This is a genomic window from Gemmobacter aquatilis (assembly GCF_900110025.1).
Taxonomy (GTDB): domain Bacteria; phylum Pseudomonadota; class Alphaproteobacteria; order Rhodobacterales; family Rhodobacteraceae; genus Gemmobacter; species Gemmobacter aquatilis.
This window is the reverse complement of the sequence record NZ_FOCE01000017.1, coordinates 1-14015: the sequence shown is the minus strand read 5'-3', so window position 1 is coordinate 14015 and position 14015 is coordinate 1. Positions and strand designations below refer to the sequence as shown.

Genomic DNA, 14015 nt, shown 5'->3' with positions numbered 1-14015 from the left:
CTTTCCCAAACGAGTGCCCCGCATGGCGACCACCTGGCGCAAGATCAAACCGATGGGCGCGCGGCCCGAAATCCTGCGCATGGCCGGGGTGAACAAGGTGTTCAACGGCCAGACCGTGGCGCTTCAGGGCATGAACCTGACGGTGAACGAGGGCGATTTCATCTCGCTCCTTGGCCCGTCGGGGTGCGGCAAATCCACGGCGCTGCGGCTGATTGCCGGGCTGATGCACCCGACGGCGGGGGCGATCACCTGGGCGGGCGGGCAGGAAGCGGGCGATCTGGGCGTGGTGTTTCAGGAACCGACGCTGATGCCATGGGCCACGGTGGCGCACAATGTCTGGCTGCCCTACCGGCTGCGCGGCAAAAGCTTTGTGGCGGTGCGCGATCAGATCCGGCTGGCGTTGAAGCTGGTGGGGCTGGAGGCGTTCGAGGACGCCTATCCGCGCGAATTGTCGGGCGGGATGAAGATGCGGGTGTCGATTGCCCGCGCGCTGGTCACCTCGCCCCGGCTGATCCTGATGGATGAACCCTTCGCAGCGCTGGACGAGATCACCCGCCACAAGTTGAACAACGATCTGCTGGAACTGCGCGCCAAGATCGGCTGCACGGTGATCTTTGTCACCCATTCGGTGTTTGAAAGCGTGTTCCTGTCGGATCGGATCGTGGTGATGGCGGCGCGTCCGGGCCGGGTGCATCGGGAGTTGGCGGTCGATGCGCCCTATCCGCGCGGCGAGGATTTCCGCACTTCGGCCGATTATGCGGCGCTGTGCCGCGAAGCCTCGGGCGCCTTGCATCAGGCGATGGGGGATGCGGCATGAGCATCGCCGACCCCATTCCGCTGCTGGACGCCGAAGAACAGAAACGCGCCCGCGCGCGGCAGATCGACCGGATCGGGCGCTGGCTGCTGCCGGTGCTGACCATCGGGCTGGCGATCCTGTTGTGGGACCGGGTGGTGGTGTGGAATGAGATCCCCCACTACATCTTGCCCGGGCCGGGGCTGGTGGCGCAGACGCTGATCAAGGATTGGGCGATCCTGTTCGATGCGCTGCTGGTGACGTTGCAGATCACGCTGATGGCGCTGGCGGTGGCGGTGGCGGGTGGCGTGGGGCTGGCGGTGCTGTTCAACCAGAGCCGTTTTGCGGAAATGTCGTTCTATCCTTTCGCGGTGATCTTGCAGGTGACGCCGGTGGTGTCTGTCGCGCCGCTGATCTTCATCTATGTCGAAAACCGCATGATCGGCCTGCTGCTTTGCGCCTGGCTGGTGGCGTTTTTTCCGATCCTGTCGAACACCACGCTGGGGCTGAACTCGGCGGATCACAACCTGCGCGATCTGTTCCGCATCTATGGCGCCACGCGCTGGCAGCGGCTGCGCTATCTGCAACTGCCCTCCGCCCTGCCCTATTTTCTGGGCGGGCTGCGCATCGCGGGGGGGCTGAGCCTGATCGGCGCGGTGGTGTCGGAATATGTGGCGGGGACCGGCGGGATCGGGTCCGGCCTGGCCTTCCGCATTCTGGAGGCCGGGTATCGGCTGAACATCCCGCGCATGTTCGCCGCACTGGCGCTGATTGCGGCGACCGGGGTGGTGATCTTTGCCGGGCTGTCCTTCCTCAGCCATGCGCTTTTGCACAAATGGCATGAAAGTGCCCTCAAACGGGAGATTTGATGGATTTCCGCGCTCTGCCCAGCGGCGATTATACTTTGACCAACCTGAAGACCCCGGCCTGCCTGAGCGGGCAAGACGGCGATCTGATCCCGCTGACCCTGCATGTGGCGGGGGGCAAGCTGGCCGATGCGGCAACCGGGCCGCAGATCGACATGGGCGGCGCGATCGCCCTGCCCTGCTTCACCGATATGCACACCCATCTGGACAAGGGCCATATCTGGCCGCGCGCCTGCAACCCGGATGGCACCTTCATGGGCGCGCTGAATACCGTGGGGGCCGACCGGGTGGCGCATTGGAGCGCCGAGGATGTGCGGCGGCGGATGGAATTCTCGCTGCGCTGCGCCTATGCGCATGGCACGCGGGCGATCCGCACCCATCTGGACAGCATCCCGCCGCAGGACGCGATTTCCTTCCCGGTGTTCGCCGAATTGCGCGCCGAATGGGCCGGGCGGATCGACCTGCAGGCCGCCTGCCTTGTGGGGATGGAAAATGTCGATGCCAGCGGCGCCTTCGTGCGCACGGCGGATATTGTCGCCGATCATGGCGGCGTGCTGGGCTGCGTGACCTATCCGATCCCCGATCTGAAACCCCGGCTGGTGGATTTCTTCCGGCTGGCCGAGGCGCGGGGGCTGCATACCGATATTCATGTGGATGAAACCGGCGATCCTGCGGTGGCGACGTTGCGGGTGATTGCCGAAACCGTGCTGGAGATGGGCTTCGCGCTGCCGCTGAGCGTGGGGCATTGCTGCTCGCTTGCCGTGCAGGACGAGGTGGAGTGGGCGCATACGCTGGATCTGGTGGCGCGGGCGGGGATCAACGTGGTCAGCCTGCCGATGTGCAACATGTATCTGCAGGACCGGGTGGCGGAGCGCACGCCGCGCTGGCGGGGGGTGACGCTGGTGCATGAGATGCGGGCGCGCGGCATCAATGTCAGCTTCGCCTCGGACAACACGCGCGATCCGTTCTATGCTTACGGCGACATGGACATGATCGAGGTGATGCGCGAGGCGACGCGGATCGCGCATCTGGATCATTCGGCCAGTGACTGGCCGCGCGCGTTTTTCACCAACCCGGCGCAGGCCTGCGGGTTTGAAGCCCCCAGCCTCGCCCCCGGTGCCCCGGCCGATCTGGTGATCTGCAAGGCGCGCAGCTGGACCGAGCTTTACGCCCGCCCGCAATCGGACCGGATCGTGCTGCGGGGTGGCGTGGCCATCGACCGCAGGCTGCCGGATTATGCTGAACTCGACGATCTGATGAGCTGACCCATGGATATTGCCGCCGCCAAAGCCGCCCTTGCGCATCTGGAACTGGACGAGAACCCGACCTCGATCCGCGCGAAAAGCCGGGATTTCTTCTGGTATTCGCCGGTGTTGAAGGCCCGGCTGGATCATGTGACCGCCGATTTCGTGATCTCCCCCCGGTCGGAGGCCGAGGTGATCGAGGTGCTGCGCGTCTGCCATGCGCATGGTGTGCCGGTGACGGTGCGGGGGGCGGGCACGGGGAATTACGGGCAGGCCATGCCTCTGGCCGGGGGCTGCGTGCTGCATATGAAGAACATGGTGGCGATCAAGGCTATCGCGCCGGGGCGGGTGATCTGCGAGCCGGGCATCGTGATCCGCGATCTGGATGCGGCGACGCGCGCCCATTCGGGGCAGGAATTGCGCATGTGCCCTTCGACCGCCGCAACCGCCACCATCGGCGGGTTCATCGCGGGCGGGTCTGGCGGGGTGGGATCGGTGCGCTGGGGCGCGCTGCGCGATCTGGGCAATATCATCCGGTTGCGCGTGGTGACGATGGAGGCGGCGCCAAGCGTGCTGGAGTTTACCGGCGAGGAGTTGCACCGGGTGAGCCATGCCTATGGCACCAATGGCATCATCACCGAAGTCGAAATGCCGCTGGCCCCGGCATATGACTGGCTGGGGGTGTTTGTCACCCTGCCCGATTTCGCCGCCGCCGCGCAGTTCGGTGCCGATCTGGCGCGGCAGGACGGGATTCTGGTCAAGCTGGTCACCGTGTGCGAGGCGCCGGTGGCAGACGCCTATTTCCAGCGGTTCAAGGGCCGGGTGACGGCGGCGGATCATGTGGTGATCCTGATGGTGGCGCCCCATGCGATGGATGGGTTCCTGACCTTCGCCGCGCGCTATCCCGAGGCGCAGGTGATCTACCGCTCTGACGCGCATGACTGGCCGCGCGACCCGGGCGTGGCTTATGAATATGGCTGGAACCACACCACCCTGCGGGCGCTGAAGGTGGAGCCGTCGATCACCTATCTGCAGGTGCGCTATGCCGGGCCGGATTTTCTGGCGAAGATCGCGGCGGTGCGGGCACGGTTCGGGCCGGAACTGATGCAGCATCTGGAGGTGATGCGCGAGGGCGGTCAGGTGATCTATGCCGGGCTGACGCTGGTGCGGTTCACCACCGAGGACCGGCTGGAGGAAATCGTGCGCATCCACGAGGACCTGGGCTGCATGATCTTCAACCCGCATCGCTATACGCTGGAGGAAGGCGGGCGGCAGTCGGTCGATGACCGGCAACTGGCCTTCAAGCGCGAGGCCGATCCGCAGGGATTGCTGAACCCCGGCAAGATGATCGCCTGGGATGTGCCGGATTGGGCCTATCAGGGCATCTATGCCTATGCGGGCCTGAGGGCGGCGGAATGAGCCGGGCGCTGGTGCTGTTTGCCCATCCCTGCGCCGAAAGCTTTTCGGCCAGCCTGCACCGGGCGGTGGTGGACAGCCTGACCGCCAAGGGATGGGAGGTGGATGATTGCGACCTGAACGCCGAAGGCTTTTCGCCCGTGCTGACCGAGGCAGAGCGGCGCGGCTATCACGAGACCGACAGCAACATCGCCCCGGTGCAGGGCTATGTGGAGCGGTTGCGCGCGGCGCAGGCGCTGGTTCTGGTGTTTCCGGTGTGGAATTTCGGCTTTCCGGCGATTTTGAAAGGGTTCTTCGACCGGGTGTTCCTGCCCGGCGTGTCCTTCCGGCTGGAAGACGGGCTGGTGAAGCCGAACCTGACGCATATCCGCAAGCTGGCCGCCGTCACCACCTATGGCGGCACGCGCTGGCGGGCGATCGGCGCGGGCGATCCGCCGCGCAAGATCGTCACCCGGGCGGTGTGGCATGTGACCCGGCCCGACAAGCTGCGCTATCTGGCGCAGTATGACATGAACCGCGCCACCGGGGCGCAGCGCGGCGCCTTTCTGGCGCGGGTAAAGAGTGAGATGGAAGCTTTCTGATGCGGGCGCTGGTTGTGTATTGTCATCCCCACGGGGCGAGTTTCACGGCGGGCATCCGCGATCTGGTGCTGGACAAGCTGGCGGCGGCGGGGGCCGAGGTGCGGCTGCTGGATCTGTATGCGCGGGGCTTTTCGCCGGTGCTGAGCCCGCCGGAATGGCAGGGCTATCTGGCCTGCCCCGGCAATGCCGATCCGGTGGCCGAGGATGTGGCGGCGCTGCGCTGGTGCGACACGCTGATCTTCGTCTATCCGACCTGGTGGTATGGGTTGCCCGCGATGCTGAAAGGCTGGCTGGACCGGGTGCTGCTGCCGGATGTGGCCTTTCTGATGCCCGACGGCGCGAACAAGACCATTCGCCCCGGGTTGCGCCACATCACGCGGCTGGGGGTGTTTACCACCGGCGGCGCCTCGCGCTGGTTGACCTTTTTCATCGGCGCGCCGGGCAAGCGGACGTTGATGCGCGGGGTGGGCCTGCTGTGTGCGCCGCGCAAACGCACCGCCTTTGCGATGCATTATCTGATGGACAGCTCGACCCCCGAAAGCCGGGCCAAACATCTGGCCTGCGTGGCGCGGCAGATGGACCGGCTGCTGGCGGGCGCTGCCCGAGACCCCCGCCGGATGGAGGCACAGGCATGACCCGCAGGCTGGACTGGGCCGCCTTTCGCGCGCCGGAATTTCAGGGGCTGGACCCGGCGCGGCTGATCGCCATCCTGCCCACGGCGGCGGTGGAACAGCACGGGCCGCATCTGCCGGTGGGCACCGATACGTTGATCGCAGAAGGGATGCTGGCCGAGTTGCGCCGCCAGTTGCGCGCCCTGCCCGAGGCCGAAGCGCCCGAGGTGCGCATTCTGCCGGTGCAGGCGGTGGGCAAATCGAATGAACACCTTTGGGCGGCGGGCACGCTGACGCTTTCGGCGGAAGCGGCGCTGAAAGCCTGGCTGGAGGTCGGGCTTTCGGTGGCGCGGGCCGGGGTGCGCAAGATCGTGATCGTCAACAGCCATGGCGGAAATCTGGATCTGGTGTCGATCCTGACGCGCGAATTGCGGGTGCGGGCCGGGATGCTGGCGGTGAAGTGCCAATGGACGGGCTTCGGCCACCCCGAGGCGATGTATTCCCCGCATGAGCTGGCCTTCGGCATCCATGGCGGCGATGTGGAAACCTCGCTGATGCTGCAGTTCAACCCGGACACGGTGGATATGGGTGCTGCGCGCGATTTCCGCTCCAGTGCCGAGGGGGCGGCGATCCCGCCGACCGGGGCGCTCAGCTATGGCTGGATCGCATCGGACCTGAACCCGGCGGGGGTGGTGGGGAATGCGGCGGCGGCTACGGCGGAAAAGGGCCGCGCCACGGCGGAACATCAGGTGCGGGGCTTCGTGGGCCTGTTGCGGGCGGTGGCGGCGCATCCGATGGACGGCATGGTCGCAACGGCAGCACCAAGACACCCGATCACCTGAGAAGGGGCGGGTTCGTGTGAACCCGCCCGCTATCGTTCAGACCAGATCCTCAGAACAGGAAATCATCATCGTCGAGCGCGGAACGCTGTGTGTTTTCAAGGATCAACCGCCCCTCGGCAAAGGTGAACACCACATCATCGCCGCGCTGCACCGCCCGTGCCATCGCCTGCGAGAAGCTGTTGACGCTTGCCAGGCCGGACAGGTCGATCTCGTCATCGCCGCCCTCGAAATCGCGCAGGCGGTCCACCCCGGCGACGAAGACGAAGCGATCAGCCCCGGCACCGCCGGTCATCACGTCATTGCCCTGCCCGCCTTCGATCACGTCATTGCCTTCGCCGCCGATCAACCGATCATTGCCAGCGCCGCCATGGATCAGGTCATTTCCTTCACCGCCATAGATCAGGTCGTTGCCGGTGCCGCCATAGGTGCTGTCATTGCCCTCGCCAGCGCGCAGGATGTCGTCACCGTCCCCGCCATCCAACAGGTCGTTGCCGCTTTCGTCGGTCAGCAGATCGTTGCCCGCGCCGCCATACATGCGGTCTTCGCCCTTGCCGCCCGCGATCGTATCGAAGCCGTTTCCGCCATGGATCAGGTCTTCATCGTCACCGCCGAAGAGCTGGTCATTGCCATCGTTGCCTGTGATCGTGTCGGCACCGTCAAGGCCGCGAATGAGGTCGTTCAGGGCCGTGCCACGCAGCAGGTTCGCGTCGCCATTGCCGATAATGGTTGCCATGAGTGTTTTCCTTGCTGTCCAGAACCCCATTGGTCCTGGTTGCTGGGTAAACGCAGTGAGGCGCGGGTTTATTCCCAAGAAATCGTATGACCTTACGTAAGGGCGTGGGCCGGGCTTGCATATCCGCGCCATGCCCCCGCGACATCACGCGGCAATGGGGGCGCAGACCGGGCTTCATGCCGGGCTGGCTGCGGCCAGTGAAATGGCCCTGCGGCAACAGGCCCGGGGCAGCGGGGCTAGGCCGAAAACCTGACTGTCGCCCGCAACCCCCGGCCCTCGCTGCCGGTCTGCAGAAGAAGTTCCGCATGGAACAGGGCGGCGATTTCGGAGGCGATGGCCAGACCGAGGCCATAGCCGGAGTCCTGATCTTTCAGCGCGGCGCGCATGGGCATGTCGCGTTTGGGGTGCCGGGCCTCGGTCATCTGTTTCGCAGAAAGCCCCGGGCCGTTGTCTTCCACCTCCAGCACGATGGCACCTGCGTCGTTGCCGACGCGCACAGTGACGACAGCCCCCGGCCCGGCATAGGCAATGGCATTGTCGAGCAGGTTCATCAACAGCTCTCCCAGCAGGACCGGCTCTGCCATCGCCATGGCATCCTGCGGGCCTTCGTATCCGAGGTCGATCCCGCGCTGCAGCGCCTTTGGCACCACCTCGGCGGTCAGATCCTTGGCAATGGCCACGATGTTCACAGGCTGCAGGAGGGCGGCCCCCGTGGCCGCATCCACGCGGGCCAGAACCAGCAGTTGCGCCAGCACACGTTCGGCACGTTCCAGCGCGACCAGCGCCTTGGCGGTCGCCGCCGCCGCAAGCTCTGGCGTGGCGCTGCGGTCGATCAGGGCGATCTGGGTGCGGACCACCGCCAGCGGCGTGCGCAACTGGTGGCTGGCATTGCCGGTGAAATGGCGCAGCGCGACAAGCGCCGTATCCAGCCGCGCCATGAAAGAGTTAATCGCATTGACCAGCGCCGCCACCTCTTGCGGGACATTGGCCGTGACCGGACGCAGATCCCCCGGAGAGCGTTCGGCGATGATCGCCCCCAACCGATCCAGCGGACGCAGGGACAGTGTGACGGCGACCCAGACGATCCCGGCCACCCCCAGGATCAGCGCCGCCAGCCGCAGGGCCGAACGAACCAGAATCGCGCGGGCCAGTGCCGATCTGGCCAGAGTGGATTCTGCGACGGTCACCGAAAAGGCGATGGACCGCGCGCCGGTAGACACCTCGCGTTGCAGGGTCGCGCTTCGGATGCCCACATTGCCGAACTGGCCGTCGGCAAAGGCCACGCCGCCTTGCGGGGCCGGCACGACCGGCAGGTCGTCATATCCGGTCAGGAAGGTGCCAATCGGGCCATCCACCCGGTAGAACACCTTGTCCTGCGCCGTGGAGGTCAGCATCTCCAGCGAGGAATAGGGGATGTCCACCTCCAGAACGCCGGTTTCATCCACCGTCACCCGTTCGGCGATTGCAAGGGCCGACCCGACGAGCACCCGGTCCGACACGCCCTGGGCGGTGCGCAGCGCTTCGCGCCAGGTGTCGATCAGGGCCAGCAGGCCGATGAGGATGGTGGCCAGAAAGAGCCAGAGCAACAGCCGACGGCGCAGCGAATAGCGTATCATCGGCTCTCCTGAGCCTTTTCCAGCAGATAGCCAATGCCGCGCACCGTGCGCAAACTCAGCCCGCAGGGCGCAATCCGGCGACGCAGGCGTGACACATATTGTTCGATCGCATTGTCCGACAACATGTCGTCGAGCGAGGTCAACGACTGCACGATCGCCTCTTTCGTCACCACTTTGCCCGAACGGGTCAGCAGCAGTTCCAGCAAGGCCCGCTCCCGCGGCGGCAGATCAAGCGGCTGCCCTGCCAAAACGAACTGCCGGGCGGTCAGATCCAGCGACAGGGCGCCCAGCGTGACCGTGGCCGAACGCAACCCGGCATGGCGGCGCAGGATCGAGCGCACCCGTGCTTCGAATTCGCGCACATCGAAGGGTTTGGCGATATAATCATCTGCCCCCAGATCAAGCCCGCGCACCCGGTCTTCCGCGGCGCCACGCGCCGTCAGGATCATCACCGCCGCCTGATTGGCGCGGGCGCGCATGGCCCGCAAGACCGAAAGCCCATCCATTTCGGGCAGGTTCAGATCCAGAATCACCAGATCGAATTGCTCGGCCGCGACCAGCGCTTCGGCCGAGGCGCCGTCATGCACGCAATCCACCGCATATCCCGATGAGGTCAGAAGCGTCACCAGAGCCTCGGCCAAGGGCAGATCATCTTCAACTACCAGCAAACGCATTGCGGCCCTCCCGGCGGGCAAGTTAGCCTATTCCCGGTGCTTGTGAACGCAACTTGCATCTGGCGAATTGAGATCATGCGAAAAATATCCTGTCTGATCCTGTTGTGCACAACATTCGCCTGGCCCGCGCCGGCCGAGGTCGTGGCCTATCCGGCGCCGAGCGGGACCGCCAGTGCCGAACTGGTGATCTATTCCACACTGGACACCCGGATGGCGGCGCCGCTGATTCTGGCCTTTCAGAGCACGCATCCCGACCTTGCCGTGCGCTATGAGGATCTGCTGGCGGGCGAGATTTCCGCGCGCGTGATCGCCGAGACGCGGGCGGGCACGCCGACAGCGGATTTCGTGTTCTCCTCGGCCATGGACATGCAGATCAAACTGGCCAATGACGGCTACGCGCAGCCCGTTGATGTGTCACAGGCGCGCAACTGGCCCGAGTGGGCCAACTGGCAGGATACCGCCTTTGCCCTGACCTTCGAGCCTGCCGTGCTGGTCTATCACAAGCCCAGCTTTCCCGATGGCCCCCCACAATCACGGCTGGAACTGATGGAATGGCTGCGCAGGCTGCCTGCGGGGATGGCGGGCAGGATCGGCACCTATGACATCGAGCAATCGGCGGTCGGCTATCTGTTTCTGGCCCGCGATGCCGAACATTTCCCGGATATCTGGTCGCTGTTGCGCACGATGGCCGCCGCCGGGCTGCAGACCTTTTCCACAAGTCAGGAGATCATCGACCGGGTTGCCGATGGCCGGCTGGCATTGGGGTACAACATTCTGGGGTCTTATGCCGCCGATCAGGCCCGCAACGCGCCCGATCTGGGTCTGGTGTTGTTGCGCGATTTTACCGTGGTGATCCCCCGTGTGGCCCTGGTGCCGCGCGCCGCAGCCTCGCCAGAGCTTGGCCGCGCCTTTCTGGCCCATCTGATGAGCAAGGACGGCCAATCCCTGCTGTCCGAAACGCTGCGGCTTCCGGCGGTCAGTCTGGAAGTTTCCGGCGCGCGAAATGCCCTGTCCCTGCAGGGCGCACCTTTGCGGGTCATTTCGGTCAGCCCCGGCGTTCTGGTCTATCTGGATCAGGCAAAGCGGCGACGGTTGATCCGGCTGTGGCGTTCGGCGCTGGCACAAGAGTAACCCGTCGGCACTGTCAGCTTGTTGACAGGTTCATGTGCTGCAATTGGTCGCAGGGACAGCACGAGGAGGTGCTGCCCGGGACGGATGGCACGACCTGTGCCTTGGGAGGATAAAAACATGAAACACATGCTCTTGGGAGCCGTGCTTGCGGCCAGCCTGGCGGCGCCCGCATTTTCTGGCGACTATATGATCATGGCCCCGGCAGCGCCGGGTGGTGGCTGGGACAGCACGGCGCGTGCCATGCAGGAAGTGCTGCAGGCCGAGGCCATTTCGGGGTCGGTGCAGGTGCAGAACGTGCCCGGCGCCGGTGGCACGGTGGGTCTTGCGCAGTTTGCGTCGTCCACTTCGGGCGACCCCAGCCAGCTTATTGTTGGCGGTTATGTGATGGTTGGTGCGATTCTGACCAATGAATCGCCAGTCTCTCTGGCCGATGTGACCCCGATTGCCCGCCTGACTGGCGAAGCGGTGGGGATTGCGGTCTCCGCCTCCAGCCCGATCCAGAGCATCAACGAGCTTGTCGATATGATGAAGGCCGACCCCGGCTCCGTCTCTTGGGCGGGGGGCTCTGCGGGGGGCGTGGACCATATCACCGTGGGCCTGCTGGCCAAGGCGGCGGGCGTTGATCCGACCAAGATCAACTATGTTGCCTTCTCGGGCGGGGGCGAGGCGCTGGCGGCCATTCTGGGCAATCAGGTGACAGTCGGCATCTCGGGCGTGGGCGAGTTCCTGCCGCAGGTCGAAGCGGGGACCATGCGGATGCTGGCGGTTTCGACAGCCGAAAAATGGGTCGGCACCGATGCCCCGACCCTGAAGGAAGCGGGCTATGACGTGAATGTTCAGAACTGGCGCATGGTTGCGGCGGCTCCGGGCCTGTCGGCCGACCAGAAGGCCGCTGTCGCCGCCGACATCGACAAGATGGTGCACTCGGCCGGCTGGAAAGCCATTCTGGACAGCAAGGGCTGGGCGAACACCTACCTTGCAGGGGCCGAATTCGATGCGCAACTGGCTGCGGAAATCGAAACGACCACGGCCGTCCTGAAGGACATCGGTCTGGTCAAATGATCAAGGTCTATACTCCTTCCAAGCGTCGCCCCGATGGGGCGGCGCTTGTCATCGCCGGGCTGCTGGCCGCCGTCGGGGCCGTCTTGGTCTGGCAGGGCGCAAGCATCCCCGACAAAGGCGGCTATGCCGGGGTCGGATCGGGCGGTTTGCCAAAATTTGTCGGTTTTGCGCTGCTTGCGCTGGCCGTTGCCCATGTCATCTCGGCCCTGCGCACCGGCGCGGAAGCCTTGCCGCGGCCCGATCACCTGGCCGTCCTTCTGATCGTTGCCGGGCTTGCCCTGCAACTGCTGCTGCTGCGCCCCATGGGGTTTGCCGTGGCCTCGGGGATGCTGTTCGCGCTGACGGCAGCCGGGTTTGGCAAGCGCAAGCTGGTGATGACCATCCCTATCGGCATCGCGCTGTCTTTGGTGATCTACGGTGTGTTCGATCAGCTTCTGAAGCTGAAACTGCCCGCAGGTTTTCTGGAAACCCTGATTTTCGGGGGCTGAAATGACGACATTCGATTTCTTGTTGCAGGGTCTTGCCGTTGCCATGGACCCGATGATCCTGTTTTACGCGCTGATCGGCGTCACGCTGGGCACCGCCGTCGGTGTTCTGCCCGGCATTGGCCCCGCCCTGACCGTGGCGCTGCTGCTGCCTGTTACCTATGGTCTTGACCCTGCCGGATCGCTCATCATGTTCGCCGGGATCTATTACGGCGGGATGTATGGCGGCTCGACCACCTCGATCCTGCTGAACACGCCCGGAGAAAGCGCGTCGATTGTGACCGCGCTTGAAGGCAACAAGATGGCCCGCGCCGGGCGCGGTGGCCCCGCGCTGGCCACGGCGGCCATCGGCTCGTTTGTGGCCGGGCTTCTGGCAACGCTCGCCCTTGCCTTCCTGGCCCCCTATGTCGTGAAACTGGCGCTGGTCTTTGGCCCGCGCGAATATTTCGCCCTGATGATGCTGGCTTTCGTCACCGTTTCGGCGGCTTTTGGCGACAGCACGATGAAAGGCTTGACCTCGCTCTTTGTCGGCCTGGCGCTGGCCCTTGTGGGCATCGACCAGTTGACCGGGCAGGCCCGGCTGACATTCGGCGTGCCGGAACTGCTGGATGGAGTTGAAATCACCACCCTTGCCGTGGCCCTTTTCGCCATCGGCGAGGCACTGTTCGTCGCCTCGCAGGGGCGTCAGGCGGCGGAAACCATCGAAGCGGTCAAGGGTTCGGTCTGGATGACCCGGGCCGACTGGGCGCGCTCCTGGAAACCCTGGCTGAGGGGCACGGCGATCGGCTTTCCCATCGGCGCAATGCCGGCGGGCGGAGCCGAAATCGGCACGCTTCTGTCCTATGCCACCGAAAAACGTCTGGCGCGGAACCCCGAGGAGTTCGGGCATGGGGCGATCGAGGGCGTCGCCGGACCAGAGGCTGCCAACAATGCCTCGGCGGCGGGTACGCTGGTGCCGCTTCTGACGCTTGGGTTGCCCACCTCGGCAACGGCCGCAATCCTGCTGGCCGGGTTTCAACAATTCGGCCTGCAACCCGGCCCGCTGCTGTTTGCAACGTCGCCCAAGCTGGTCTGGGGTCTGATCGCCAGCCTGCTGATCGCAAACGTCATGCTGCTGGTGCTGAACCTGCCGCTGATCCGGCTTTGGGTGAAGCTGCTGACCATCCCGCGCCCTTGGCTTTACGCCGGAATCTTGTTGTTCGCCACGCTCGGCACCATCGGCATGAACCCTTCGCCGGTTGAACTCGGCATGTTGCTGGTCTTCGGCCTCATGGGGTTCATGATGCGGCGCCATGGCTATCCCATTGCCCCGGTGGTGGTGGGCCTGATCCTTGGCCCCATGGCCGAACAACAACTGCGCCGCGCGCTTTCGATTTCGCAGGGCGACTGGACAACCCTTGTTTCCACCCCGCTGGCCGCAATCATCCTGCTGGCGGCGGCCTTGGCCCTGCTGGTTCCCTGGGTGATGCGGATGCGCGGGAAAGGTGCCGTTCTGGCACAGATCGCAAGCGACGAGGATTGAGCTGTCTGCAGAGGGCTTCGCCGGGTTGACCCATGCGTGTGCATGGGCAGCCGGGCGAGGCCCGCTGTCCGCCACTGCGGCAGATGACCGGCGCGCCCCTTGGCGATGCGCTGTTCGGCGGTGCAGGTGACGATTTCCTTCGGCAATGCTGGCTCCGGGCAGGCCTGAGCCAAGGGGAGGATCAGTCGCTCCAATGCCGACGTCGTCGCGGAACGGCTGGCGGCTTACCTGCAGCAGGTCTACCCCGGCCTGCAGAGGTGCAGGGCACGCGCGGCAGTCACGCTGTCACAGGAGGACGCTGGTCGCTAGATCCCGCTTTGGGTAATCCTCCCCAAGGTTAAGGGGCTGCATAGGTAGAATTTTCTCGTAGCGTGAGCTGAGGAGGTTCGAATGAGAAAGAGCCGTTTTACGGAACCGCAGATCATGGCTGTGCTTCGTC

14 protein-coding genes are annotated in these 14015 nt (G+C 65.1%); 11 read left to right on the top strand and 3 right to left on the bottom strand.

All coding sequences use genetic code 11. The annotated features are described in order from the left end of the window. Positions 1-22: 22 nt before the first annotated feature. From BMX43_RS18255 to BMX43_RS18225, 7 genes are read left to right on the top strand one after another with little or no spacing between them, the layout of a single operon-like run. On the top strand, positions 23-817 hold the full coding sequence (locus BMX43_RS18255) for an ABC transporter ATP-binding protein (RefSeq protein WP_245749534.1): 795 nt from the start codon (positions 23-25) through the stop codon (positions 815-817). Beyond that, positions 814-1662: an ABC transporter permease gene (locus tag BMX43_RS18250; RefSeq protein ID WP_091303587.1), complete on the top strand. Its 849-nt coding sequence runs from the start codon at positions 814-816 to the stop codon at positions 1660-1662. The genes BMX43_RS18255 and BMX43_RS18250 overlap by 4 nt, the downstream gene beginning before the upstream one ends. Then, positions 1662-2924: a cytosine deaminase gene (locus BMX43_RS18245; RefSeq protein ID WP_091303586.1), complete on the top strand. Its 1263-nt coding sequence runs from the start codon at positions 1662-1664 to the stop codon at positions 2922-2924. Before BMX43_RS18250 ends, BMX43_RS18245 begins: the two co-directional genes overlap by 1 nt. Positions 2925-2927: 3 nt before the next feature. Continuing rightward, on the top strand, positions 2928-4322 hold the full coding sequence (locus BMX43_RS18240; RefSeq protein WP_091303585.1) for an FAD-binding oxidoreductase: 1395 nt from the start codon (positions 2928-2930) through the stop codon (positions 4320-4322). Continuing rightward, positions 4319-4900, top strand: a complete 582-nt coding sequence (locus BMX43_RS18235) for an NAD(P)H-dependent oxidoreductase (RefSeq protein ID WP_091303584.1) — start codon at positions 4319-4321, stop codon at positions 4898-4900. Before BMX43_RS18240 ends, BMX43_RS18235 begins: the two co-directional genes overlap by 4 nt. After that, positions 4900-5535, top strand: a complete 636-nt coding sequence (locus tag BMX43_RS18230) for an NAD(P)H-dependent oxidoreductase (protein ID WP_091303583.1) — start codon at positions 4900-4902, stop codon at positions 5533-5535. Before BMX43_RS18235 ends, BMX43_RS18230 begins: the two co-directional genes overlap by 1 nt. Then, positions 5532-6353, top strand: a complete 822-nt coding sequence (locus BMX43_RS18225; protein ID WP_091303582.1) for a creatininase family protein — start codon at positions 5532-5534, stop codon at positions 6351-6353. The genes BMX43_RS18230 and BMX43_RS18225 overlap by 4 nt, the downstream gene beginning before the upstream one ends. 49 nt (positions 6354-6402) lie before the next feature. On the opposite strand, the gene BMX43_RS18220 is transcribed toward BMX43_RS18225, so the two are convergent. The 3 genes from BMX43_RS18220 to BMX43_RS18210 all read right to left on the bottom strand — a co-directional run bounded on the left by BMX43_RS18220 (position 6403) and on the right by BMX43_RS18210 (position 9376). Beyond that, positions 6403-7086, bottom strand: a complete 684-nt coding sequence (locus tag BMX43_RS18220; RefSeq protein WP_091303581.1) for a calcium-binding protein — start codon at positions 7084-7086, stop codon at positions 6403-6405. 236 nt (positions 7087-7322) lie between these two features. After that, entirely contained in the window at positions 7323-8702 is a 1380-nt protein-coding gene (locus tag BMX43_RS18215; RefSeq protein ID WP_091303580.1) for a sensor histidine kinase, read from the bottom strand. After that, positions 8699-9376 carry a response regulator gene (locus BMX43_RS18210; protein ID WP_091303579.1) on the bottom strand — a complete coding sequence of 226 codons (678 nt, stop codon included), beginning with the start codon at positions 9374-9376 and terminating at the stop codon, positions 8699-8701. The genes BMX43_RS18215 and BMX43_RS18210 overlap by 4 nt, the downstream gene beginning before the upstream one ends. A 75-nt stretch (positions 9377-9451) precedes the next feature. Between BMX43_RS18210 and BMX43_RS18205 the strand changes: the two genes are divergently transcribed. From BMX43_RS18205 to BMX43_RS18190, 4 genes are all read left to right on the top strand, one after another. Continuing rightward, entirely contained in the window at positions 9452-10507 is a 1056-nt protein-coding gene (locus tag BMX43_RS18205; RefSeq protein ID WP_091303578.1) for an ABC transporter substrate-binding protein, read from the top strand. A gap of 117 nt (positions 10508-10624) precedes the next feature. Then, positions 10625-11569 (top strand): Bug family tripartite tricarboxylate transporter substrate binding protein, encoded by a 945-nt coding sequence (locus BMX43_RS18200; protein ID WP_091303577.1) that lies wholly within the window; start codon positions 10625-10627, stop codon positions 11567-11569. Then, positions 11566-12057 (top strand): tripartite tricarboxylate transporter TctB family protein, encoded by a 492-nt coding sequence (locus BMX43_RS18195; protein ID WP_091303576.1) that lies wholly within the window; start codon positions 11566-11568, stop codon positions 12055-12057. Before BMX43_RS18200 ends, BMX43_RS18195 begins: the two co-directional genes overlap by 4 nt. Position 12058: 1 nt before the next feature. Continuing rightward, entirely contained in the window at positions 12059-13576 is a 1518-nt protein-coding gene (locus BMX43_RS18190; protein ID WP_091303575.1) for a tripartite tricarboxylate transporter permease, read from the top strand. Positions 13577-14015 lie beyond the last annotated feature (439 nt).